This window comes from Phenylobacterium sp. (genome assembly GCF_041916435.1).
Lineage (GTDB): Bacteria > Pseudomonadota > Alphaproteobacteria > Caulobacterales > Caulobacteraceae > Phenylobacterium.
The window spans coordinates 97458-118087 of record NZ_JAYRZM010000005.1 but is presented as its reverse complement, the minus strand read 5'-3'; the positions used below and the strand labels follow the sequence as shown (position 1 = coordinate 118087).

Sequence of the window (20630 nt, the reverse complement as noted above, 5' to 3'; positions counted from 1 at the left end):
GACTAAGCGTGCGCCCATGACCGCCCGCACCCAGATCGCCGGGGTGCGCGTGCGCCCCGTGCAGGCGCCCCTGCGCGGCCGCGCCGCCCCGCCCGGCTCCAAGTCGATCACCAACCGCGCCCTGCTGCTGGCGGCCCTGGCGCGCGGGACGAGCCGGCTGACCGGGGCGCTGAAGAGCGACGACACCGCCCGGATGGCCGAGGCGCTTCGGGCCATGGGCGTCGCCGTCGACGAGCCGGACGCTACGACCTTCGTGGTTCACGCCAGCGGCCGGCTGGAAAAGCCCGCCGGGCCGCTCTTCCTCGGCAACGCCGGCACGGCCATGCGCTTCCTGACCGCCGCCGTCAGCCTGGTGGACGGGACCGTGGTGCTGGACGGCGACCACTACATGCGCGAACGGCCAGTCGGCGCCCTGGCCGAGGCGCTGGGGATGCTGGGGGTGAGCGCGCGCGCCACGGCCGGCAAGCCGCCGGTGACGGTGGAGGGCCACGGAGGCTTTTCCGGCGAGCGGGTGGAGATCGACGCCTCCCTGACCAGCCAGTACGTCTCCGCGCTCTTGATGCTCGCGGCCTGCGGGGAAAAGCCTGTCGAGGTGGCGCTGAAGAACGTCGACATCGGCGCGCGCGGCTATATCGACCTGACCACCGCGGCCATGGCCCGCTTCGGCGCGCAGGTGGAGCCGCTGGAGAACGGGGTCTGGCGGGTCGAGCCCACCGGCTACATCGCCTGCGACCTAGCCATCGAGCCGGACGCCTCGGCCGCCACCTATCTCTGGGCCGCAGAGGCCCTCACCGGCGGGAGCATCGACCAGGGCGTGCCGGCCGACGCCTTCACCCAGCCGGACGCGGCCGCCCATGCGGTGATCGCCGCCTTCCCGAACATGCCGGCCGTGATCGACGGCTCGCAGATGCAGGACGCCGTGCCGACCCTGGCGGTGCTGGCCGCGTTCAATGAAACGCCGGTGCGCTTCACCGGCATCGCCAATCTGCGCGTGAAGGAATGCGACCGGATCAGCGCGCTCAGCATGGGGCTCAACGCCATCCGCCCCGGCCTGGCGCGGGAGGAGGGCGACGAGCTGGTGGTTCAGGCCGATCCGTCCCTCGCCGGCCAGACCCGGCCGGCCCGCATCGACGTGCGCGGCGACCACCGCATCGCCATGGCCTTCGCCGTGGCCGGGCTGAAGGTGGGCGGGATCGTCATCGAGAACCCGGCCTGCACCGCCAAGACCTGGCCGGAATACTGGGACGTGCTGGCCGACCTCGGCGTGGAGCTCGAGTTCGAGTGAGCCGGTTCTGGAGCGCGCTCACCCACGAGCTGGAGCCCTACGTGCCCGGCGAGCAGCCGCGCATCGAGGGCCTGATCAAGCTCAACACCAACGAAAGTCCCTACGGCCCCTCGCCGAAGGTGGCCGAGGCGATCGTGGCCGAGGCGGGCGAGGCCCTGCGCCTCTATCCGGACCCGCAGGCGAGCGCGCTGCGCCAGGCGCTGGGCGCCTATCACGGCGTGACGGCGGACCAGGTGTTCGTCGGCAACGGGTCGGACGAGGTGCTGGCCCACGCCTTCGCGGGCCTGCTCAAGCACGATGCGCCGCTGCTGTTCCCGGACGTGACCTACAGCTTCTATCCGGTCTGGGCGCGGCTGTTCGACGTGGCGTTCGAGACCGTGGCGCTGGACGCGGCCATGCGCGTGCGGCTCGCCGACTACCGCCGCCCGGCCGGGGCGATCATCCTGGCCAATCCCAACGCGCCGACGGGCGTGGCCCTGTCGCGCGCCGAGATCGCATCGCTGCTGGCCGACCATCCGGACATCCCGGTGGTGATCGACGAGGCCTATGTGGACTTCGGCGGCGAGAGTGCGATCCCGCTGGTGGCGGACCATCCGAACCTCCTGGTCGTGCGCACCATGTCCAAGTCGCGCGGCCTGGCGGGCCTGCGCGTCGGCTACGCCATCGGCTCTGAGGACCTGGTCGAAGGACTGACCCGGGTGAAGGACAGCTTCAACTCCTACCCCTTGGGCCGGCCGGCCCAGGCCGGGGCCATCGCCTCCGTCGCCGACGAGGCGCATTTCCAAGAGGCGCGCTTAGCGGTGATCGCCGCGCGCAAGACCATGAGCGAGGGCCTGGAGGGCCTGGGCTTCGAGGTCCTGCCCTCGGCCGCCAACTTCGTCTTCGCCCGCCATCCGGCCCGCGCCGGGGCGGACCTCGCCGCCGCCCTGCGCGAGCGGGCGATCCTGGTGCGCCGCTTCGGCGCGCCGCGCATCGCCGACTGGCTGCGCATCACGGTCGGAACGCCGGCGCAGGTGGGGCGGCTGCTGGCGGCCTTGGCGGAGATTTTGGGCTAGGCGACCGCTTCGCGTGGCTGCTGTCGCGGGCGGCACCAGACGAGGTCCGTCCGCGTTGTGAACTCGACCACGCCGTTCTCTGCATGGGGCTCCAGCACCGCGCGCAGGTCGGCGTCGAAGGCTTCCGCCAGCGGGCCCATCTTGGCGCGCGTCCAGGTGGCGCGCGAATGCTCGCCGTCAATCAGGTCCTCGATGGTCATCCGCACCGTCGCCTCGAAACTTTCGCGGCCGGTCACATCGATCCAGTCGGCCTGGGCCCCCGCCCGCGCCTGCAATTGCGGGCTGTTGTAGACGTGGCCGAGCTTGCCGATCCAATCGACGATCACCGCATGATAGGCCTCGCGCCAGGGCGCGGCCGCCGGGCCGTCGCCCTCAATCAGCGCAAGACGAGCGTCGGACGCGAGCGCCCGCGCGAGCTTGGGAAAGACGGTCCCGAACCGCATCCAATGGATGCTCGATCCGGCCACGGCCAGATCCAGCGGTCCGCCGAAGTCGGCGTCCTCGGCCTTGGCGGCGACCCAGACGATGTCGCCGCGCGCGCCGCCGCCAAGCGCTTGCCCGAGGGCGATCATCGGTTCGGAGGGATCGATCGCCACCACCGCATCGAACCGGTCGGCGAGCCCGCGGGTCAGCTTGCCCGGCCCGCAGCCCAGGTCGAGCACACGGCCTCGGCGCGGCGCGGTCTCGGCGAGACGGTCGTAGAGCGCGTCGGGATAGGGAGTGCGGTTCAGATAGGCGCGGGCGACGTCGGCGTCCGCGAACTCGGTGCCGGTGTTCTGCACCGGCGCGTCTTCGACCATGGCGTCCTCCCCCCGGCCTGCCCCGAATAGGTGGCGACGTGGGGAGAGAAGGGCAAGCTCGTGGGCTGAGCCTACGGCGGCGGGCGGGCCAGGATCTCGCGCTTGCCGGCGTGGTTGGCGGGGCTGACCACGCCTTCCTGCTCCATGCGCTCGATCAGCGAGGCGGCGCGGTTGTAGCCGATCTGCAGGCGGCGCTGGACGTAGCTGGTCGAGGCCTTGCCGTCGCGGGTGACGATGGCCACCGCCTGGTCGTAGAGATCGTTGGAGCCCTCGCCGCCGCCAAGGCCCAGGTCGCCGTCCTCGCCGTCCTCGTCGCCGCCGGCGGTGACTTCCTCCAGGTACTGCGGCTGCCCCTGGTCGCGCAGGAACCTCGCCACCGCCTCGACCTCGCCGTCGGAGACGAACGGGCCGTGCAGGCGGGTGATGCGGCCGCCGCCGGCCATGTACAGCATGTCGCCCTGGCCCAGCAGCTGCTCGGCGCCCTGTTCGCCCAGGATGGTGCGCGAGTCGATCTTGGAGGTGACCTGGAAGGAGATCCGGGTCGGGAAGTTGGCCTTGATGGTGCCGGTGATCACGTCCACCGACGGGCGCTGGGTGGCCATCACCAGGTGGATGCCGGCGGCGCGGGCCATCTGCGCCAGGCGCTGCACCGCGCCTTCCACGTCCTTGCCGGCCACCAGCATCAGGTCGGCCACCTCGTCGATCACCACGACGAGATAGGGCATCGGCTTGGGATCGATCCGCTCGCTCTCGTAGACCGGCCGGCCGTTGTCGTCGAACCCGGTTTGAACCGTCCGTTCGAAATGCTCGCCCTTGGCCGCGGCCTCCTTGGCGCGCTCGTTGTAGGAGGCGACGTTGCGCACGCCGATCTTCGACATCAGCCGATAGCGGTCCTCCATCTCGCGCACGGTCCACTTCAGCGCGACGATGGCCTTCTTCGGATCGGTCACGACCGGGGCCAAGAGGTGCGGGATGCCGTCGTACACCGACAGTTCCAGCATCTTCGGGTCGATCATGATGAACCGGCACTGCTCGGGCGGCAGGCGGTAGAGGATCGACAGGATCATGGCGTTGACGCCCACCGACTTGCCCGAGCCGGTGGTCCCGGCGATCAGGAGGTGGGGCATCTTCGACAGGTCGGCGATATAGGGCTCGCCGCCGATGTTCTCGCCCAGGGCCATGGGCAGGGCCTGGGTGGACTTCTCGTATTCCTGGCTGGCCAGCAGGTCGCGCAGATAGACCGTCTCGCGCCGGGCGTTGGGCAGCTCGATGCCGATGGCGTTGCGCCCGGAGACCACGCTGACGCGGCAGGCGGTGACGCTCATCGAGCGGGCGATGTCGTCGGCCAGGGCGACCACGCGGGCCGACTTCACCCCGGCCGCCGGCACCAGTTCATAGAGGGTGACCACCGGGCCGGGGCGGATCTGGTCGATGCGGCCCTTCACGCCGAACTCGGCCAGCACGCTTTCCAGCAGTTGGGCGTTCTGGCGCAGGGCGCCTTCGTCGAACTGGCTGGCGCGGGGCTTGGGCTTGGCCAGCATGGCCAGTTCCGGAAGCGAGAAGCCCTCGGTCTTGACGAACTCGAACGCGCCCTGGGCCTCGCGCGCCTCTCGGCCGGAGTCCTTGGGCGCGGGCTTCGGCGCCTTGATGGAAAGCGGCGCGGCGGGTTCGGCCGGCTCGGCGGCGGCCTCGACCGGCGCTGGCGCCTCGGCGGCGCGCTCGGCCCGCTCGGCGCGGCGCACGCGGGCGGGCTTCGGCGCCGGCTCGGCGACGGGCTCGGCCCGCCCCGCGGCGGCTCGGCGTTCCAGGGTGTGGGCCAGCCACTCGGCGATCGCCGCCACCTCGGTCCTGCCCACGCCCAGGGCCGCGCCCAGGCCGGCGATCGCGCCGGCGGCCAGCAGCAGCGCGGCGATGGGAACGGCCAAGGGAATGTGGGCGAAGGACAGCAGGCCGGCGAAGCCGTGCAGCAGCGCGTCGCCCCAGAAGCCGCCCAGGCCCTTGGCCAGCGGCCAGGCGGCCGGCGGCGCCGGCGCGGCCAGCACGCCCGCCAGGGCCAAGACGCCGCCCAGGGCGGCCAGGCCCCGCAGGCGCAGGAGCGTGCGCGTCTCGTCCGGATGGGCCGAGGTCACCCGCGCCAGGCCGAAGATCACCATCAGCAGGGAGCCCACCCCGGCGGCCAGGCCCAGGGACTGCACGCCGATGTCCGCGGCGATCGCGCCGGGCGCGCCCAGGGCGTTGGTGGGGGCGTTGACCGAGGCTGCGTTCAGGCTGGGGTCGGCGGCGTTGTAGGTGGCGAAGGCGACGGCCAGCGCCACGCCGGCCACGGCGAGCACGCCGCCGCGCAGCCGGGCGGTGTTCGGGTGCGCCCAGGCCAGGCTGGCGATGTGCAGTCCAAGTTCAAGGCCCGTCTTCCGCGCGACCCGCGCCATGCACCCCTCCGGTTCTTCGCCCCATCTTCTCGCGCAAGAGGGTTAAGCGCGGTTTACCCAGCTTCAGCGGCGTCCGCGGCGGCGCATTTTCCGCGACGATCCGGTCTCCCCTTCGGTGGAAAATGCTTTAGGATTCGCGTCGATGTGGACCATGCCCCGCCGGACCTTGTGGATCGTCGCCGTCTTGATCGCGGCCTGCGCGGTCGGCGGATTCTACATGGGCTTCCGCAGCACGCCGGGCCGCGCGCGCCTGCCGGGCGAGGATGCTGCGCAGGGCTCGGCGGCGGCCATCGCCGCGACCGAGGCCAAGCCGATCACCGAGGCGGCCGAAGCGCCGCCGCCGGAGCCGGAAGCCGTCGCGCCCGAGGAGGAGCCCGAGGAAAAGCCGGCCGAAGCGGTCCAGGCCGAGGCGGAAAAGCCCTTGGTCGCCCCGCCGCCGCTGGCCGTTCCCGCGCCTGAGCCCGCCAGGCCGGCCGACAAGCCGGACAACGCCGCGCCGGCCCAGCCGGCGGATGCGCCGATCTACTAGCGCGCGACGTGATCCCTGGGCGCGGCGCGCCTGAGGGTCAGGTTGATCCGCCCGCCGTCGGGCACGAGGCGCGATGAGCCCGCCAGCACCCGATCGATCCCGTGATGGGCCAGCCGCGCCGGGCCGGCCAGCAGGCACACGTCGCCGGAGGACAGCCGCAGGGAGGCGGTGGGATCCGAGCGCTTCGGCCCGCCCAGGCGGAAGATCGCCGTGTCGCCCAGCGAAACCGACAGCACGGGGAAGGCGAAGTCCGCCTCGTCGCGGTCCTGGTGCAGGCCCATCTTCGCGCCATCGCGGTAGAGGTTGACCAGGCAGGCGTCCGGCGGCGTCGTCGGATCGGCCAGCTCGGTCCACAGGTCCAGGAGCGCCCGCGGGATCGCCGGCCAGGGCGCGCCGGTGACCGGATGGGCGGGCTCGTAGCGATAGCCGCGTGCGTCGGTGACCCAGCCCAGCGGGCCGAGGTTGGTCATCTCCACGCTCATCGGCTTGCCGCCGGGCGTGACCGGCCGGTAGGGCGGCGCGGCTTCCATCGCCGCCAGCACCTCGTCCAGCAGGGCGGCCTGGGCGGCGGGGCCGAGCCGCCCGGGCAAGAGACGGAATCCTTCGGTCGCGGCGGCGCTCATCAGGCCTCATATAGGATCGATGGACGTCCTGTCGCTCACTCCGCGCGGCCGCTGGCGCCCGCTGAGCGCGGGCGAGGCCGGCCTGTGCGCCGAGATTTTCGGCGCGGGGATCGATCCGGGCCGGGTGCGGCTATTCGCCCAGCCGCTGGTCTGGCCCGGCCGCGCCTTCGTGGCCGGCCCCACGCTGGTGGTCTGGCCCTGGCGCGCCGCCCTGGCCGACTTCGCCGCCGAGGGCGTGGGACTGGCGGCCCAGGCCATGTTCGTCCACGAGATGACCCACGTGTGGCAGGCGCAGAACGGGGTGAACCTGCTGGCGGCCAAGCTGCGCGCCGGGGACGGCCCCGGGGCCTACGCCTACGACCTGGGGACCGGCTGCGCCTTCGCCGAGCTGAACATCGAGCAGCAGGCCATGGTGGTGGAGCACGCCTTCATCGCCAGCCGCGGCGGGCCCGCGCCGCACGACGAGACGACCTATGCGGCGGTGTCAGCAGGCTGGCGGCGGGCTTGACGGCCAATGCCCCTTCAAGTTTAGGGACATTCGCCCTTGCAGGGCTGTCGATTTTCCCCATATCGCGAGGCAAGGCAGTTGACCTAAAGGTTAGCTGGACGAGACCTTATCGAACCGGGGACGTCGTCAAACGCGGCGCTTCATAAGAAGGCCCACCCACGTCGTCCGCCAACAAGGAGCGAGCAAGACTCGAACATGAGCAAGATCATCGGCATCGACCTCGGCACCACGAATTCGTGCGTGGCCATCATGGACGGCAAACAGCCGAAGGTGATCGAGAACGCGGAGGGCGTGCGGACGACCCCGTCCGTCGTGGCGTTCCTCGACGACGGCGAGCGCCTGGTGGGCCAGCCCGCCAAACGCCAAGCGGTCACCAACCCGGCGAACACCCTTTTCGCGATCAAGCGGCTGATCGGCCGCACCTTCAACGACCCGATGGTCGAGAAGGACAAGGGCATGGTGCCCTATGACATCGTCAAGGGCCCCAACGGCGACGCCTGGGTGCGCGCCCACGGCAAGGACTATTCCCCGCAGCAGGTCTCGGCCTTCATCCTTCAGAAGATGAAGGAAGCCGCCGAGCAGCACCTCGGCGAGAAGGTCGAAAAGGCGGTCATCACCGTCCCGGCCTACTTCAACGACGCCCAGCGCCAGGCCACCAAGGACGCGGGCAAGATCGCGGGCCTCGAGGTCCTGCGGATCATCAACGAACCCACCGCCGCGGCGCTGGCCTACGGCCTCGACAAGAGCGACGGCAAGAAGATCGCGGTCTACGACCTGGGCGGCGGCACCTTCGACATCTCGATCCTGGAGATCGGCGACGGCGTCTTCGAGGTGAAGGCGACCAACGGCGACACCTTCCTGGGCGGCGAAGACTTCGACATGCGCATCGTCGAGTACCTCGCCGACGAGTTCAAGAAGGAGACCGGCGTCGACCTGCGCAAGGACAAGCTGGCCTTGCAGCGCCTGAAGGAAGAAGGCGAGAAGGCCAAGAAGGAGCTCAGCTCCACGGCGCAGTACGAAGTGAACCTGCCGTTCATCTCGATGAACGCCTCCGGTCCGCTGCACCTGAACATCAAGCTCTCCCGCGCCAAGCTGGAGGCCCTGGTCGAGGACCTGATCGCCAGGACGATCGCGCCCTGCGAACAGGCGCTGAAGGACGCGGGCCTGAAGAAGTCTGACATCGACGAAGTGGTCCTGGTCGGCGGCATGACCCGCATGCCCAAGGTCGTCGACGCGGTGAAGGAGTTCTTCGGCCGCGAGCCGCACAAGGGGGTGAACCCCGACGAGGTGGTGGCGCTGGGCGCGGCGGTGCAGGCCGGCGTGCTGCAGGGCGACGTCAAGGACGTGCTGCTGCTCGACGTGACCCCGCTGACCCTGGGCATCGAGACCCTGGGCGGCGTGTTCACCCCGCTGATCGAGCGCAACACCACGATCCCGACCAAGCGTTCGCAGACCTTCTCCACGGCCGACGACAATCAGGGCGCGGTGACGATCCGGGTCTTCCAGGGCGAACGCCCGATGGCCCAGGACAACAAGATGCTCGGCCAGTTCGACCTGGTGGGCATCCCGCCGGCCCCGCGCGGCGTGCCGCAGATCGAGGTCACCTTCGACATCGACGCCAACGGCATCGTCAACGTGTCGGCTCGCGACAAGGCCACCGCCAAGGAGCAGTCGATCCGCATCCAGGCCAACGGCGGGCTGTCGGACACCGACATCGAGCAGATGGTCAAGGACGCCGAGGCCCATAAGGCCGAGGACGAGAAGCGCAAGGCCGTGGTCGAGGCCAAGAACCAGGGCGAGGCCGTGGTCCACTCGACCGAGAAGGCCCTGGGCGAGCACGGCGACAAGATCGGCGCTGACGACAAGTCGGCCATCGAAGCCGCGCTCACCGACCTGAAGTCGGCCCTGGAGGGCGAGGACGCCGAGGCCATCTCGGCCAAGACCCAGGCCCTGGTCCAGGCGTCGATGAAGCTCGGCGAGGCCATGTACAAGGCCCAGCAGGCCGAGGGCGGCGGCGCGGCCCAGCCCGAAGGCGGCGAAGACGTTGTCGACGCCGAATTCGAGGAAGTCAGCGACGACAAGCCCTCAGCGTGACGACGTGTCCCATGGCTCGCTCAACCGACAGGTGCGAGAAGGGCCGTGGGGATCGTCGCCGCCGTCCTTCGCGGACAGGCTCCCGCCCGGCGCAGTTCTTGCAGCCGGGCGGGGCGCAACCCACCTCAATCATTTGAAGCCATTGATCGCTTGACGATATGCGGGACTATTACGAGATCCTGGGCGTTGAACGCGGCTGCGACGAAGCCGCGCTGAAGGGCGCCTTTCGCAAGCTCGCCATGCAGCACCACCCCGACCGCAACGGCGGTTGCGAGGAGGCTGCGGGCCGCTTCAAAGAGATCAACGAAGCCTATTCGGTGCTGTCCGACCCGCAGAAGCGGGCGGCCTACGACCGCTTCGGCCATGCCGGCGTGAACGGTCACGCCGGAGCCGGCCACGCCGGCGCCCACGACGTGCACGACATCTTCAACGAGGTGTTCGGCGACGTCTTCGGCGACATGTTCGGCGGCGGCCGCCAGCGGCGCTCCGGTCCGGCCCGCGGCCAGGACCTGCGCTACGACCTGGAGATCACCCTGGAGCAGGCCTACGCCGGCGCCGAGGTGACCATCGACGTGCCCTCGGCGATGACCTGCGAGACCTGCGAGGGCACGGGCGCCAAGCCGGGCACCAGCCCCACCGCCTGCAACGCCTGCGGCGGTCAGGGCCGCGTGCGCGCCAGCCAGGGCTTCTTCTCCATCGAGCGCGCCTGCCCCCGCTGCGGCGGCACGGGCAAGCTGATCCTCGATCCCTGCGACGACTGCCACGGCCAGGGCCAGGTGCGCCGCGAGCGCACGCTCTCGGTGCGCATCCCCGCCGGCGTGGACGATGGCGCGCGCATCCGCCTGGCGGGCGAGGGCGACGCGGGCGCGCGCGGCGGGCCGCGCGGCGACCTCTACATCTTCCTGTCGGTGAAGCCGCACGACCTGTTCGAACGCGACGGGCTGGACCTGCTCTGCACCGTGCCGGTGCCCATGGCCACGGCCGTGCTCGGCGGCGAGATCGAGGCGCCCTGCCTGCTCGGCGGCGAGAACTGCGACGGCAATTGCAAGATCATGGTCAAGGTGCCGGAAGGCGCCCAGACCGGCCGCACCCAGCGCCTGAAGGGCCGCGGCATGCCTTCGCTGCGCTCGCGCGAACGCGGCGACCTGGTCGTGGAGTTCTTCGTCGAGACGCCGGCCAAGCTGACGCCGCGCCAGAAGGAGCTGATGCGCGAGTTCGCCGGCCTGTGCGGCGAGCAGCAGCATCCCAAGTCCGCCGGCTTCCTCAACAAGGCCAAGCGTTTCTGGGACGACGTGACGGGCTGCTGAAGCCCCTCAGATCAGCGCGGTGATGTCCGGCCAGCGGTAGGCCACTTCGTAGAGCACCCCGCCGGGCCCCGGCTCGGGGCGGGGGGCGTCGGCCCGGCCGCCCAGGTGCTCGTAGAAGTTCCGCGCCGGCAGGTTGTCCCGCAGCACCGAGATCACCAGGCTCGTCGCCCCGCGCGCGGCCATGGCCCGGGCGCCGGCGCGTAGCAGGGCCTCGCCCACGCCCATGCGCTGGCGCGCGCGCAGCACGTAGAGGGTGGCGATCTCGGCCTCGCCCGGACGGGCGTGGCGCGAGGGCATGGCCTGGGCGTAGCCGATCAGGCCGCCGGGGTCGGCCGCCGCCAGCACCACCTCGGGGCTGTCGCGCCGGATCAGCGTGCGGCGGAAGCGGCGCGCGTGCACGGTCTCCGACATCGACTTCAGGAAGGCGTCCGGCAGCAGCCCGCGGTAGGTCTCGCGCCAGGTGGTCACGTGCACCCGCGCGAGGTCCTCATCGTCCATGGGGCCGGCGGGAAAGACGACGAATGTCACGGGCGAGCTCCAGCGTGAGACGTCATCCACAACTTGGCACGGTTGCGGCCGGCTTCAAGCCCCCTGGAGGTCGCACCCCGGGGCTGACGGATCGCGCGGGCGCCGTTAGCCTCGCCGCTTCGATGAACGCTCCCGCCGCCCCCATCCCCGACGCCGCCGGCGCCAGCCCGGTGATGGCCCAGTTCTTCGAGGCCAAGGCGCGCCAGCCCGACGCGCTGGTGTTCTTCCGCATGGGCGACTTCTACGAGCTGTTCTTCGAGGACGCGGTGAAGGGCGCGGCCAGCCTGGGCCTGAACCTGACCACCCGCGGCGTGCACCAGGGCGAGCCGATACCCCTGGCCGGCGTGCCGGTCCACGCCGCCGAGGCCTACCTGTCCAAGCTGATCCGCGCCGGCTTCAAGGTGGCGGTGGTCGAGCAGACCGAGGACCCCGCCGAGGCCAGGAAGCGCGGTTCCAAGGCGATCGTGCGGCGCGAGGTCGTGCGCGTCGTCACCCCCGGCACCCTCACCGAGGACGGCCTGCTGGACGCGCGCGGCGCCAACCGCCTGGCGGCCGTGGCCGTGCGCGCGGGCCAGGCGGCCGTGGCCAGCGTCGAGATCTCCACCGGCGAGGTCGAATGCCTGGCCGTGGGCCGCGAGGGTCTGGCCTCCACCCTCGCCGCGCTGGGTCCTTCCGAGGTGCTGGTTCCCGACCGCCTGTTCGCCGACGAGGGGCTGAGCGAGGCGCTGAAGAGCGTCGGCGGCTATGTGCAGCCCATGCCCCAGGCGCTTGCCGAACCGGCAGCCTCCGAGGCCCGGCTGAAGCGGCTCTACGGGGTGGAGACCCTGGACGGCTTCGGCCAGCTCAGCGGCGCGGAGGTTTCCGCCCTCGGCCTCATCGCCGCGCATCTGGAGAACACCCAGGCCGGCCGGCTGCCGGCGCTCACCGCCCCGCGCCGGGCGGGCGAGGCCGACGTCATGGCCATCGACCCGGCGACCCGCGCCAGCCTGGAGATCGAGAAGAGCCTGGCCGGCGCGCGCGACGGCAGCCTCCTGGGCGCGATCGACCGCACGGTGAGCGCGCCGGGCGCGCGCCTGCTGGCTGCGCGTCTCGCCCGCCCGCTGCTCGATCCGGCCGCGATCGACGCGCGGCTGGACGCCGTCGACTGGCTGCTGGAGCGCCGCGTCCTGCGCGAGCGGCTGCGTGAGGCGTTGAAGGGCATGGGCGACATGGCCCGCGCGCTTTCCCGTCTGGCGCTCGGCCGCGGCGGCCCGCGCGACCTGGGCTGCCTGCGCGACGGCCTCGCCGCCGGCGGGGCGATCGCCGCCCTGGCGGCTCGCCAGCCCGAGCCGCTCGATCCGCCGCCGGCCGAGATCGCCGAGGCGCTGGCGGCCCTCGATCCGGCGAACACGCCCGACCTCGACGCCTTCCGCGCGATGCTGGCCGAGGGGCTCGCCGAGGAGCTGCCGGCCCTGGCCCGCGACGGCGGCTTCGTGGCCGAGGGCGTGCGCCCCGAGCTGGACCAGGCCCGGGCCCTGCGCGACGACAGCCGCCGGGTGATCGCCGCGCTCGAACAGAAGCTGGCGGCCGACAGCGGCGTGGCCCTGAAGATCCGCCACAACGCCGTCCTGGGCTATTTCGTCGAGGCCACGGCCAAGGCCGCCGAGCCGCTGATGGCCCCGCCGCTGAACGCCACCTTCATCCACCGCCAGACCCTGGCCAACCAGGTGCGCTTCACCACCGTGGAGCTCGCCGAGCTGGACGCCAGGATCGCCCAGGCCGCCGAGCGGGCGCTGGCCATCGAGCTCGACACCTTCGAGGCCTGGCGCGAGGCCGCCCGCGCGGTCGCCGCCCCCATCCAGGCCGCCGCCGAGGGCGCCGCGCGGCTGGACGTGGCGGCGGGCCTGGCCGAATGGGCCGAGGACGTGGGCGCGAGCCGCCCCGTGGTCGACCGCTCCGCCGCCTTCGAGGCCGAGGCCGCCCGCCATCCGGTGGTGGAGGCCGCGGTCAGGCGCGCCGGCGAGGCCTTCACGCCCAACGACTGCCGCCTGGACGGGGCGGGCGCGGCCGCCGCGCGGCTCTCCATCGTCACCGGACCGAACATGGCCGGCAAGTCGACCTTCCTGCGCCAGAACGCGCTGCTGGCCGTGCTCGCCCAGGCCGGCTGCTTCGTGCCGGCCAGGCGCCTGCGCCTGGGCGTGGTCGACCGCCTGTTCAGCCGGGTGGGCGCCGGCGACGACCTGGCGCGCGGCCGCTCGACCTTCATGCTGGAGATGGTGGAGACCGCCGCCATCCTCACCCAGGCGACGCCCCGGTCCCTGGTGATCCTGGACGAGATCGGCCGCGGCACCGCCACCTACGACGGCCTGGCCATCGCCTGGGCCTGCGCCGAGGCGCTGCACGAGACCAACCGCTGCCGCGCCCTTTTCGCCACCCACTACCACGAGCTGGCCGTGCTGGAGGAACGTCTCGCCTACGTCTCCAACCTGTCGCTGAAGGCCAAGGAGTGGAACGGCGACCTGATCTTCCTGCACGAGGCCGGCCCCGGTCCCGCCGATCGCTCCTACGGGGTGCAGGTGGCCAAGCTCGCCGGAGTGCCGCCCGCCGTGGTGGTCCGCGCCCGCGAGGTGCTGGACCGGCTGGAGCGCGAGGCTGGCGCCCCGGCCCACCTGCAGGACCTGCCGCTGTTCGCCGCCAGCGCCCCCGAGCCGGAGCGTCACGGCCCCTCGCCCGTCGAGGAGGCGCTCAAGACCATGGACCCGGACGGCATGAGCCCGCGCGAGGCGATGGACGCGCTCTATCGGCTGAAGGGGCTTCTGTGAGTGCGCCAAGACGAGCTTTTGCAGCTGAGTTTCTGCAACTCGCCTGAGCTACCGCTCAAAATGCCCCACCCGGGAATAGTATATGATCGGTGCCATTTGAATAATAATGTTCAGGACAAAGCGGATGCAAAGAAAGTATCTCGCATATCGACCTTTTGAAAGTCGAAACTCTGAATAAAACTCGCGCCAGAGAAGCCGAAATTCTGGTGAGACATGCCTTATGTAGAACGCCGTTACGAGAAGTCGAAGTACAGTTTCGCTGCCTATCAGCATGACGAAGCTCCACATCGAGCGAGCGGTGCTCGCCTTCAGTGTGAAATCTGCGCTGATTCGTCGAGGACGTCTCTAAAAAACGGCATTTTATCGAGTCATTTTCTCACGACTCGCTGGATGCCTTCTGACGCTGCTGAAATCGGCGGCTTCTTTCACGGTTCATCGCCATCTGGTGCCGCATTCGTTCCGCGAGTTGAGCCTCCGTCAGCACCATGCCCTTCCGCGGCCGCCCGGGGCCAAGTTGCCCGTGGCGGCTCGGCAGCAGGTCAAGAACCGTCGCGCCGGAGCGATGCTGATGGTTGGCGAGGGCGCGGTAAAGCGGCGCGTCTCGTCGCAACAAGTCATCTGCGTAGAACTGGCGCTCTACCAATTCGTCCTTAGTCCCATATACGCGAGTAAAGAACTCGATGGCTCGCTCTTTCTTATTGGAGCGGCTCTGAAATAATTCGACAAAATCTACGCTTCCATCCATTCTAATAAGCTAACGTAATTGCTTGAGGCGGTCAACAAAATTACGTTATAGGACGCAAGATATTCGGACGTGCGCTTTGAAATACACATTTTATGTTGGTAATACCGCGACGTCCTGAGGACTACCGTCGCCATACCGTGCACTCCTCTGTGAGTGTTTGGTGGACAACACGGTATGGCTTCCTAGATTCCTGAATAATAACAATGAGGAGGCGGATTCCAGTGAACTTGCGTCCCAGTTCTCCACCCCGGGCCCTGATGGTCGACGTGGACGGGGTCGTGGTGCGTCACCCTCAGGGCCTGCGCTGGGACCACGACATGCAGGCCGACCTGGGCCTGGATGGTGATTTGCTGCAGGAACAGTTCTTCGTCCCGCACTTCGACGACATCGCCGTGGGTCGGGCGGACCTGCACGAGCGCCTGGCGCCGGTGCTGGCGAAGATCGCCCCGCACCTGACGCCGGAGGTCCTGACCGACTACTGGTTCGCCAAGGACGCCTGCCTCGACGGCGCGCTGCTGGACGATCTTTCCGGTCTTCGCGCGCGAGGGCTTGAGCTGCACCTGGCGACCGTGCAGGAGCATCGCCGCGCCGCCTACCTGTGGACGACGCTCGGCCTGAAGGATCGCTTCGACGCCATGCACTACGCCGCCGACTACGGCCTGCAGAAGCCGGACCCGGCGTTCTTCCGGGCTGTCGCCGCCCGCACGGGCTTCGCGCCCGCCGAGCTCGTGCTGATCGACGACAAGCCGCAGAACGTCGATTCCGCCCGCGCCTGCGGCTGGGGCGGCGTGGTGTGGGACGGGAGCCTCGCGCTGGAGCGGGCCCTGGGCGAGGCGGGGATATCCCTTTGAGCCTGGCGATCCGGCAGGCCCGGCGCGAGGACGTGCCGGCCATCGTCGCCATGCTGGCCGACGATCCCCTGGGCGCCGGGCGCGAGGACGTCTCGCCCGCCGCCCTTCCGGCCTATCAGGCGGCCTTCGACCGCATCGCCGCCGACGCGCGCAACCTGCTGATGGTGGCCGAGGACGGCGGGGCGGTGGTGGGCTGCTTCCAGCTCACCTTCATTCCGGGGCTGTCCTTTCAGGGCGAGGACCTGGCGCTGCTCGAGGCCGTGCGTGTCGCCAGCGGCCGGCGCGGCGCCGGGATCGGCGAGCAGATGGTGGAATGGGCCATGGCGGAGGCCCGCCGCCGGGGCTGCGGCGCCATGGAGCTGATGAGCCACCTCACGCGGACCGACGCCAAGCGCTTCTACGAGCGCCTGGGATTCGCCTTCAGCCACGCGGGCATGAAGCGCCGGCTCTAGGCGCGGATGGGCGCCCGCGACCGCGGGACCTATATGCTCCTTAACCGTTTGGCCCTAAGTCAGAAACATGCCGCCCCGCCTACGCCCGACCCGCCTGGAATACGTCGTCGACGGGGTGCGCCTGCGCGCCCAGCTCTCCGCGGCCGCCCTCGACGCCCTGGGCGACGAGGCCGAGCAGCGCCGCCGGGCGCTGGAGATCCTGAAGGCCGCCCTGTTCCGTGGCCGGATGATCGCCAAGGAGCGGCTGGAGAACGGCGCTGGCGGCATCGAGACGGCCCGCCTGCTCTCCGGCGTCACCGACGAGGTGGTCACCGCCCTCTACGATTTCACCACCGTGCACGTGTTCCGCGCGCGCAACCCCACCGAGGGCGAGCGCCTGGCGCTGATGGCGGTGGGCGGCTACGGGCGCGGCACGCTGGCGCCCTTCTCCGACATCGACCTGTTGTTCCTGCGGCCCTACAAGGAGACCGCCCACGTCGAGAGCGTGATCGAGTACATGCTCTACGCCCTGTGGGACCTGGGCTTCAAAGTGGGCCACGCCTCGCGGACCGTGGAGGAGTGCGTCAAGCTCTCCCGCGAGGACTTCACCATCCGCACCTCGATCCTGGAGGCCCGCCGGCTCGCCGGCGACGAGCGCCTGGCCGGGGAGCTGAAGCGCCGCTTCATCGCCGACGTGATCAAGGGCACCGAGGCCGAGTTCGTCACCGCCAAGCTGAAGGAGCGCGACGAGCGCCATGAGCGGGCCGGCGTCAGCCGCTACATGGTCGAGCCCAACGTCAAGGAGGGCAAGGGCGGCCTGCGCGACCTGAACACCCTGTTCTGGATCGCCGAGTACCTGCACCCCGGCGAGCAGATGGAAGGGGTGCTGAAGCTGTCGATGTTCGACGGGCGCGAGGTGCGGGCCTTCATCCGCGCCTTCGACTTCCTGTGGGCCGTGCGCAGCCACCTGCACTTCGCCACCGGCCGGCCGGAGGAGCGGCTGACCTTCGACCTGCAGCCCGAGATCGCCCGGCGCATGGGCTACGGCGACCGCGGCGACGCCCCGGCGGTGGAGCGGTTCATGCGCCGCTACTTCCTGATCGCCAAGGAGGTGGGCGCGCTGACGCGGGTGTTCGCCGCCAAGCTCGAGGCCGACCGGGTCAAGACCCAGCCCAAGGGCCTGTCGCGCCTGATCCCCGGGCGCAAGACCAAGCGCAAGCCGCTGGACACGCCCGGTTTCCATGAGGACGGTGGGCGACTGAACATCGACGGGCCGCAGACCTTCGAGGCCGATCCGATCAACCTTTTGCGGCTGTTCAAGATCGCCGACCTGCGCGACCTGGACGTCCACCCCGACGCCTTCACCGCCGCCACGCGCATGGACGGGCTGATCACCTCCAAGGTGCGGCGCGACCCGGCGGCGGCCAAGGTGTTCCTCGACATCATGGCGCGGGGCAAGAAGCCCTACCGCACCCTCACGCTGATGAACGAGGCCGGCGTGCTCGGCCGCTTCATCCCCGAGTTCGGGCGGGTCGTCGCCCAGATGCAGTTCAACATGTACCACTCCTACACGGTGGACGAGCACACCCTCAGGGCCGTCGGCGTGATCAACGACATCGCCCACGGGCGCTTCGCCGAGGACCATCCGCTGTCGACCTCGGTCATGCCGCTGATCGCCGACCGCGAGGCGCTGTTCCTGGCCATGCTGCTGCACGACACCGGCAAGGGCGGCATCGCCGGCGGCCAGGAGAAGGCCGGCGCCCGCTCGGCCCGCGCGGTGTGCGAGCGGCTGGGCTTCGAGCGCTCGCGGATCGAGCTCGTCGCCTGGCTGGTGGAGCACCACCTGGTGATGAGCGACTTCGCCCAGAAGCGCGACGTGTCCGACCCGCGCACCGTGGCCGACTTCGCCCGCATCGTGCAGACGCCCGAGCGGCTGCGCCTGCTCCTGGTGCTGACCGTGGCCGACATCCGCGCCGTGGGGCCGGGGGTCTGGAACGGCTGGAAGGGCCAGCTCATGCGCGAGCTCTACGCGGCCACCGAGGCGGTGTTCCGCGGCGGCCGCGGCTCCGACGCGGCCCAGGCCGTGCGCCGCCATCAGGCCGCGGCGGCGGCCGAGACGCGCTCGCGCCTGGCCAGCGCCGGCGCCGACGTGATCGCCTGGGCCGACACGATGGAAGAGGCCTATCTCAACGGCTTCACCGACCAGGAGATCACCGCCCACGCGGCCCTGGCCAAGCGCGCCAAGGCCGGCGGCGGGGCCGCGGCCGAGGCCAGGATCCGCCCCGACCTCAACGCCGCCGAGGTGGTGGTGGCCGCGCCCGACCGCGACCGGCTGTTCACGGACCTCGCCTCGGCGATCACGGCGGTCGGCGCCAACGTGCTCGGCGCGCGGGTCTACACCTCGCGCGCGGGCCAGGCGCTGGACGTCTTCTACCTGCAGGACGTGGCCGGCCAGCCCTATGGCTGCGACGCCCACCACGCCCTGCCCAGGCTCACCCAGGCCCTGGAGGCCGCCGGCCGCGGCGAGCCGGCGCGGGTTGAGACCGGGCGTCCCGCCGACCTGGGCCGGGCGGCGGCCTTCGACATCACGCCCACCGTGACCGTGGACAACGAGGCCTCCGAGCAGGCCACCGTGGTGGAGGCCTCCGGGCGCGACCGCCGGGGCCTGCTGGGCGCGCTGGCCGGGGCCATCTCCGACGCCGGCCTGTCGATCATCTCCGCGCATATCGACAGCTACGGCGAGCGCGCCGTCGACGCCTTCTACGTGGTCGACCAGGACCGCGGGAAATTCACCGACCCCAGGCGCCGCACGGCCCTGCGCTCGGCCCTGCTGGAGGCGCTGAAGGACGCCGAGCCCGCCGCGCGGCCGCGCGTGAACCTGCGGCGCGCCCGCGCCAGCATCGCCCGCTAGCATGGCCCGCTTGACGGGTTCGCGGGGCGCTGCGCACACAGGCGCGGTGAGCCAGGCCGCCCCCGAACCGCCCGCCGTCCCCGCCGCCGCCCGCGGAGGGAGCATGATCCGCTCCTCGATGGTCTATTCGGCCTTCACCCTGCTCAGCCGGGTGTTCGGCTTCGTGCGCGACCTGGCCGTCACCTACCGCATGGGGGCCAGCGCGACCTTCGCGGCCGACGCCTTCAACACCGCCTTCGCCTTCCCGAACCTGTTTCGCCGCATCTTCGCCGAGGGCGCCTTCGCCGCCGCCTTCGTGCCGGCCTATTCGAAGTCCCTGGCCACGGACGGCGAGGAGACCGCCGACGTGCTGGCCGCCGACGCCATGGCGGTGCTGGCGGCGGCCACCTTGGCCATCACCGTGGTCGCCGAGCTGACCATGCCCTGGCTGATGTACCTGATCGCGCCGGGCTTCGCGGCCAATCCGGACAAGTTCAAGCTGGCGATCGTGCTCACCCAGATCACCATGCCCTACCTGCCGTGCATGGCGATCTACGCCCACCTGTCCGGGGTGCTGAACGGGCGCAACCGGTTCATCCTGTCGGCGGCCGCGCCGATCCTGCTCAACCTGTGGACCCTGGCCACCGTGCTGCCGGCCAAGACGCCGGTCGGCGCGGCCTATGCGGCCTCTATCGGCGTGGTCGCCGCCGGGATCTCCCAGGCGGCCCTGCTCTGGTGGGGCGTGCGCAAGTCGGGCGCGCGGGTCGATCTGCGCTGGCCGCGGCTGACGCCGGACATCAAGCGGCTGATCAGCCTGGCCATCCCCGGCGCCATCGCCGCCAGCGCCAGCCAGATCAATGTGTTCATCTCCGGCATCCTGGTCAGCCAGGTGAACGGCGCCCGCTCGTGGCTGGCCGTGTGCGACCGGCTCTACCAGCTTCCCCAGGGGCTGGTCGGCGTGGCCGTGGGCGTGGCGCTGCTGCCGCGCCTGTCGCGCGCCGTGCACGCCGGCGACAAGGCCCAGTCCAGCGGCGCCATCGACGAGGCGGTCACCTTCTCCATGGCGCTCACCCTGCCGGCGGCGGCGGCCCTGATCGCCATGCCGTTCTTCCTGATCGACGGCCTCTACACCCGCGGCGCCTTCACCGCGGTCGACGCCCACCAGACCGCCGCGGCGCTGTTCTACTACGGCTGGGGCGTGCCGGCCTTCGTGCTGGCCCAGCTCGCCAGCCGGGTGTTCTTCGCCAGCCAGGACACCAAGACCCCCATGCGCTACGCCCTCGTCTCGGTGGGCGCGAACATCGCCGGCGGCGTCACCCTGTTCCCGCTGATGGGCGCGGCCGGCATCGCCGCGGCGACCAGCTTCGCCTCCTGGCTCAACGTGGTGATGATGACGGTCGCGATCCTGCGGCGCGGGCTGTGGACGCCGGACGCCAAGGCGATCTCGCGGCTCGTGCGCATTCTGGCGGCCGCCGCCCTGCTGGCGGCCCTGCTCGGCGCGGCCTCGCACTTCCGTCCGCTGATCGAGGCGCCGCTGGCCGCGGTGCGGCTCGGCCCGCTCGGCGCCAAGGAGATCGCCGTGGTCGGCGTCTCCGCGTTGGCCGCCGTCGCCTATCCGTTCATCCTGTTCGCGTTCGGCGGCCTCACCCTGGCCGAGGCGCGCGCGGCCCTGCGCCGCAAGAAGGGCGAGACCGCGCCGGTCGATCCCGGCTTGTCTTGAGGCCGGCCGGGGACTATTGGCTCGGCCATGGCTT

General features: G+C 71.0%; 16 protein-coding genes. 11 read left to right on the top strand and 5 right to left on the bottom strand.

Annotated elements, in window-relative coordinates:
• The first annotated feature begins 16 nt into the window (after positions 1–16).
• The gene (locus ACE3TA_RS14865; protein ID WP_374575055.1) at positions 17–1285 is read left to right on the top strand and encodes a 3-phosphoshikimate 1-carboxyvinyltransferase; all 1269 of its coding nucleotides are present in this window, start codon (positions 17–19) and stop codon (positions 1283–1285) included.
• Positions 1282–2340: a histidinol-phosphate transaminase gene (gene hisC, locus ACE3TA_RS14860; RefSeq protein ID WP_374575053.1), complete on the top strand. Its 1059-nt coding sequence runs from the start codon at positions 1282–1284 to the stop codon at positions 2338–2340. The genes ACE3TA_RS14865 and hisC overlap by 4 nt, the downstream gene beginning before the upstream one ends.
• On the opposite strand, the gene ACE3TA_RS14855 is transcribed toward hisC, so the two are convergent.
• Positions 2337–3140, bottom strand: a complete 804-nt coding sequence (locus tag ACE3TA_RS14855) for a trans-aconitate 2-methyltransferase (protein WP_374575051.1) — start codon at positions 3138–3140, stop codon at positions 2337–2339. The two genes, hisC and ACE3TA_RS14855, sit on opposite strands and share 4 nt — an antisense overlap.
• Before the next feature lie 71 nt (positions 3141–3211).
• A complete protein-coding gene (locus ACE3TA_RS14850) occupies positions 3212–5569 on the bottom strand; it encodes a DNA translocase FtsK 4TM domain-containing protein (RefSeq protein WP_374575049.1) in 2358 nt (785 codons plus the stop codon).
• A gap of 142 nt (positions 5570–5711) precedes the next feature.
• On the opposite strand from ACE3TA_RS14850, the gene ACE3TA_RS14845 reads away from it, so the two are divergent.
• A complete protein-coding gene (locus tag ACE3TA_RS14845) occupies positions 5712–6098 on the top strand; it encodes a hypothetical protein (protein ID WP_374575047.1) in 387 nt (128 codons plus the stop codon).
• On the opposite strand, the gene ACE3TA_RS14840 is transcribed toward ACE3TA_RS14845, so the two are convergent.
• Positions 6095–6721 carry an alpha-ketoglutarate-dependent dioxygenase AlkB gene (locus ACE3TA_RS14840; RefSeq protein ID WP_374575045.1) on the bottom strand — a complete coding sequence of 209 codons (627 nt, stop codon included), beginning with the start codon at positions 6719–6721 and terminating at the stop codon, positions 6095–6097. The two genes, ACE3TA_RS14845 and ACE3TA_RS14840, sit on opposite strands and share 4 nt — an antisense overlap.
• Positions 6722–6740: 19 nt before the next feature.
• Between ACE3TA_RS14840 and ACE3TA_RS14835 the strand changes: the two genes are divergently transcribed.
• From ACE3TA_RS14835 to dnaJ, 3 genes are all read left to right on the top strand, one after another.
• Positions 6741–7229: a hypothetical protein gene (locus ACE3TA_RS14835; RefSeq protein WP_374575043.1), complete on the top strand. Its 489-nt coding sequence runs from the start codon at positions 6741–6743 to the stop codon at positions 7227–7229.
• A 108-nt stretch (positions 7230–7337) separates the two neighbouring features.
• Positions 7338–9323: a molecular chaperone DnaK gene (gene dnaK, locus ACE3TA_RS14830; protein ID WP_374575460.1), complete on the top strand. Its 1986-nt coding sequence runs from the start codon at positions 7338–7340 to the stop codon at positions 9321–9323.
• A 158-nt stretch (positions 9324–9481) separates the two neighbouring features.
• Positions 9482–10630 carry a molecular chaperone DnaJ gene (gene dnaJ / locus ACE3TA_RS14825; RefSeq protein ID WP_374575041.1) on the top strand — a complete coding sequence of 383 codons (1149 nt, stop codon included), beginning with the start codon at positions 9482–9484 and terminating at the stop codon, positions 10628–10630.
• 6 nt (positions 10631–10636) lie between these two features.
• Here the strand turns inward: dnaJ and ACE3TA_RS14820 are convergent, their stop codons facing one another.
• Complete coding sequence (locus ACE3TA_RS14820; RefSeq protein ID WP_374575039.1) at positions 10637–11158, bottom strand: GNAT family N-acetyltransferase; 522 nt, start codon at positions 11156–11158, stop codon at positions 10637–10639.
• Positions 11159–11280: 122 nt separating this feature from the next.
• Between ACE3TA_RS14820 and mutS the strand changes: the two genes are divergently transcribed.
• Positions 11281–13959, top strand: a complete 2679-nt coding sequence (mutS, locus tag ACE3TA_RS14815; RefSeq protein ID WP_374575037.1) for a DNA mismatch repair protein MutS — start codon at positions 11281–11283, stop codon at positions 13957–13959.
• A 376-nt stretch (positions 13960–14335) separates the two neighbouring features.
• Here mutS and ACE3TA_RS14810 read toward each other — a convergent pair whose 3' ends face one another.
• Positions 14336–14704, bottom strand: coding sequence for a hypothetical protein (locus ACE3TA_RS14810; protein WP_374575035.1), 369 nt, complete (start codon positions 14702–14704; stop codon positions 14336–14338).
• A gap of 221 nt (positions 14705–14925) precedes the next feature.
• Here ACE3TA_RS14810 and ACE3TA_RS14805 point away from each other — a divergent pair, with 221 nt between their 5' ends.
• From ACE3TA_RS14805 to murJ, 4 genes are all read left to right on the top strand, one after another.
• Entirely contained in the window at positions 14926–15555 is a 630-nt protein-coding gene (locus ACE3TA_RS14805; RefSeq protein WP_374575033.1) for an HAD-IA family hydrolase, read from the top strand.
• Positions 15552–16007 (top strand): GNAT family N-acetyltransferase, encoded by a 456-nt coding sequence (locus ACE3TA_RS14800; RefSeq protein ID WP_374575031.1) that lies wholly within the window; start codon positions 15552–15554, stop codon positions 16005–16007. The genes ACE3TA_RS14805 and ACE3TA_RS14800 overlap by 4 nt, the downstream gene beginning before the upstream one ends.
• A 67-nt stretch (positions 16008–16074) precedes the next feature.
• A complete protein-coding gene (locus ACE3TA_RS14795) occupies positions 16075–18897 on the top strand; it encodes a [protein-PII] uridylyltransferase (RefSeq protein WP_374575029.1) in 2823 nt (940 codons plus the stop codon).
• A gap of 103 nt (positions 18898–19000) precedes the next feature.
• Positions 19001–20596, top strand: a complete 1596-nt coding sequence (gene murJ, locus ACE3TA_RS14790) for a murein biosynthesis integral membrane protein MurJ (RefSeq protein ID WP_374575027.1) — start codon at positions 19001–19003, stop codon at positions 20594–20596.
• Positions 20597–20630 lie beyond the last annotated feature (34 nt).

Excerpts from the sequence above, each read along its gene's own strand:
- ACE3TA_RS14865 (WP_374575055.1), top strand. The coding sequence starts at position 17 with ATGACCGCCCGCACCCAGATCGCCGGGGTGCGCGTGCGCCCCGTGCAG.
- ACE3TA_RS14840 (WP_374575045.1), bottom strand. The coding sequence starts at position 6,721 with ATGAGCGCCGCCGCGACCGAAGGATTCCGTCTCTTGCCCGGGCGGCTC.
- ACE3TA_RS14845 (WP_374575047.1), top strand. The coding sequence starts at position 5,712 with ATGTGGACCATGCCCCGCCGGACCTTGTGGATCGTCGCCGTCTTGATC.
- murJ (WP_374575027.1), top strand. The coding sequence starts at position 19,001 with ATGATCCGCTCCTCGATGGTCTATTCGGCCTTCACCCTGCTCAGCCGG.
- ACE3TA_RS14835 (WP_374575043.1), top strand. The coding sequence starts at position 6,741 with ATGGACGTCCTGTCGCTCACTCCGCGCGGCCGCTGGCGCCCGCTGAGC.
- ACE3TA_RS14810 (WP_374575035.1), bottom strand. The coding sequence starts at position 14,704 with ATGGATGGAAGCGTAGATTTTGTCGAATTATTTCAGAGCCGCTCCAAT.
- dnaJ (WP_374575041.1), top strand. The coding sequence starts at position 9,482 with ATGCGGGACTATTACGAGATCCTGGGCGTTGAACGCGGCTGCGACGAA.
- ACE3TA_RS14855 (WP_374575051.1), bottom strand. The coding sequence starts at position 3,140 with ATGGTCGAAGACGCGCCGGTGCAGAACACCGGCACCGAGTTCGCGGAC.
- ACE3TA_RS14795 (WP_374575029.1), top strand. The coding sequence starts at position 16,075 with ATGCCGCCCCGCCTACGCCCGACCCGCCTGGAATACGTCGTCGACGGG.
- mutS (WP_374575037.1), top strand. The coding sequence starts at position 11,281 with ATGAACGCTCCCGCCGCCCCCATCCCCGACGCCGCCGGCGCCAGCCCG.
- ACE3TA_RS14850 (WP_374575049.1), bottom strand. The coding sequence starts at position 5,569 with ATGGCGCGGGTCGCGCGGAAGACGGGCCTTGAACTTGGACTGCACATC.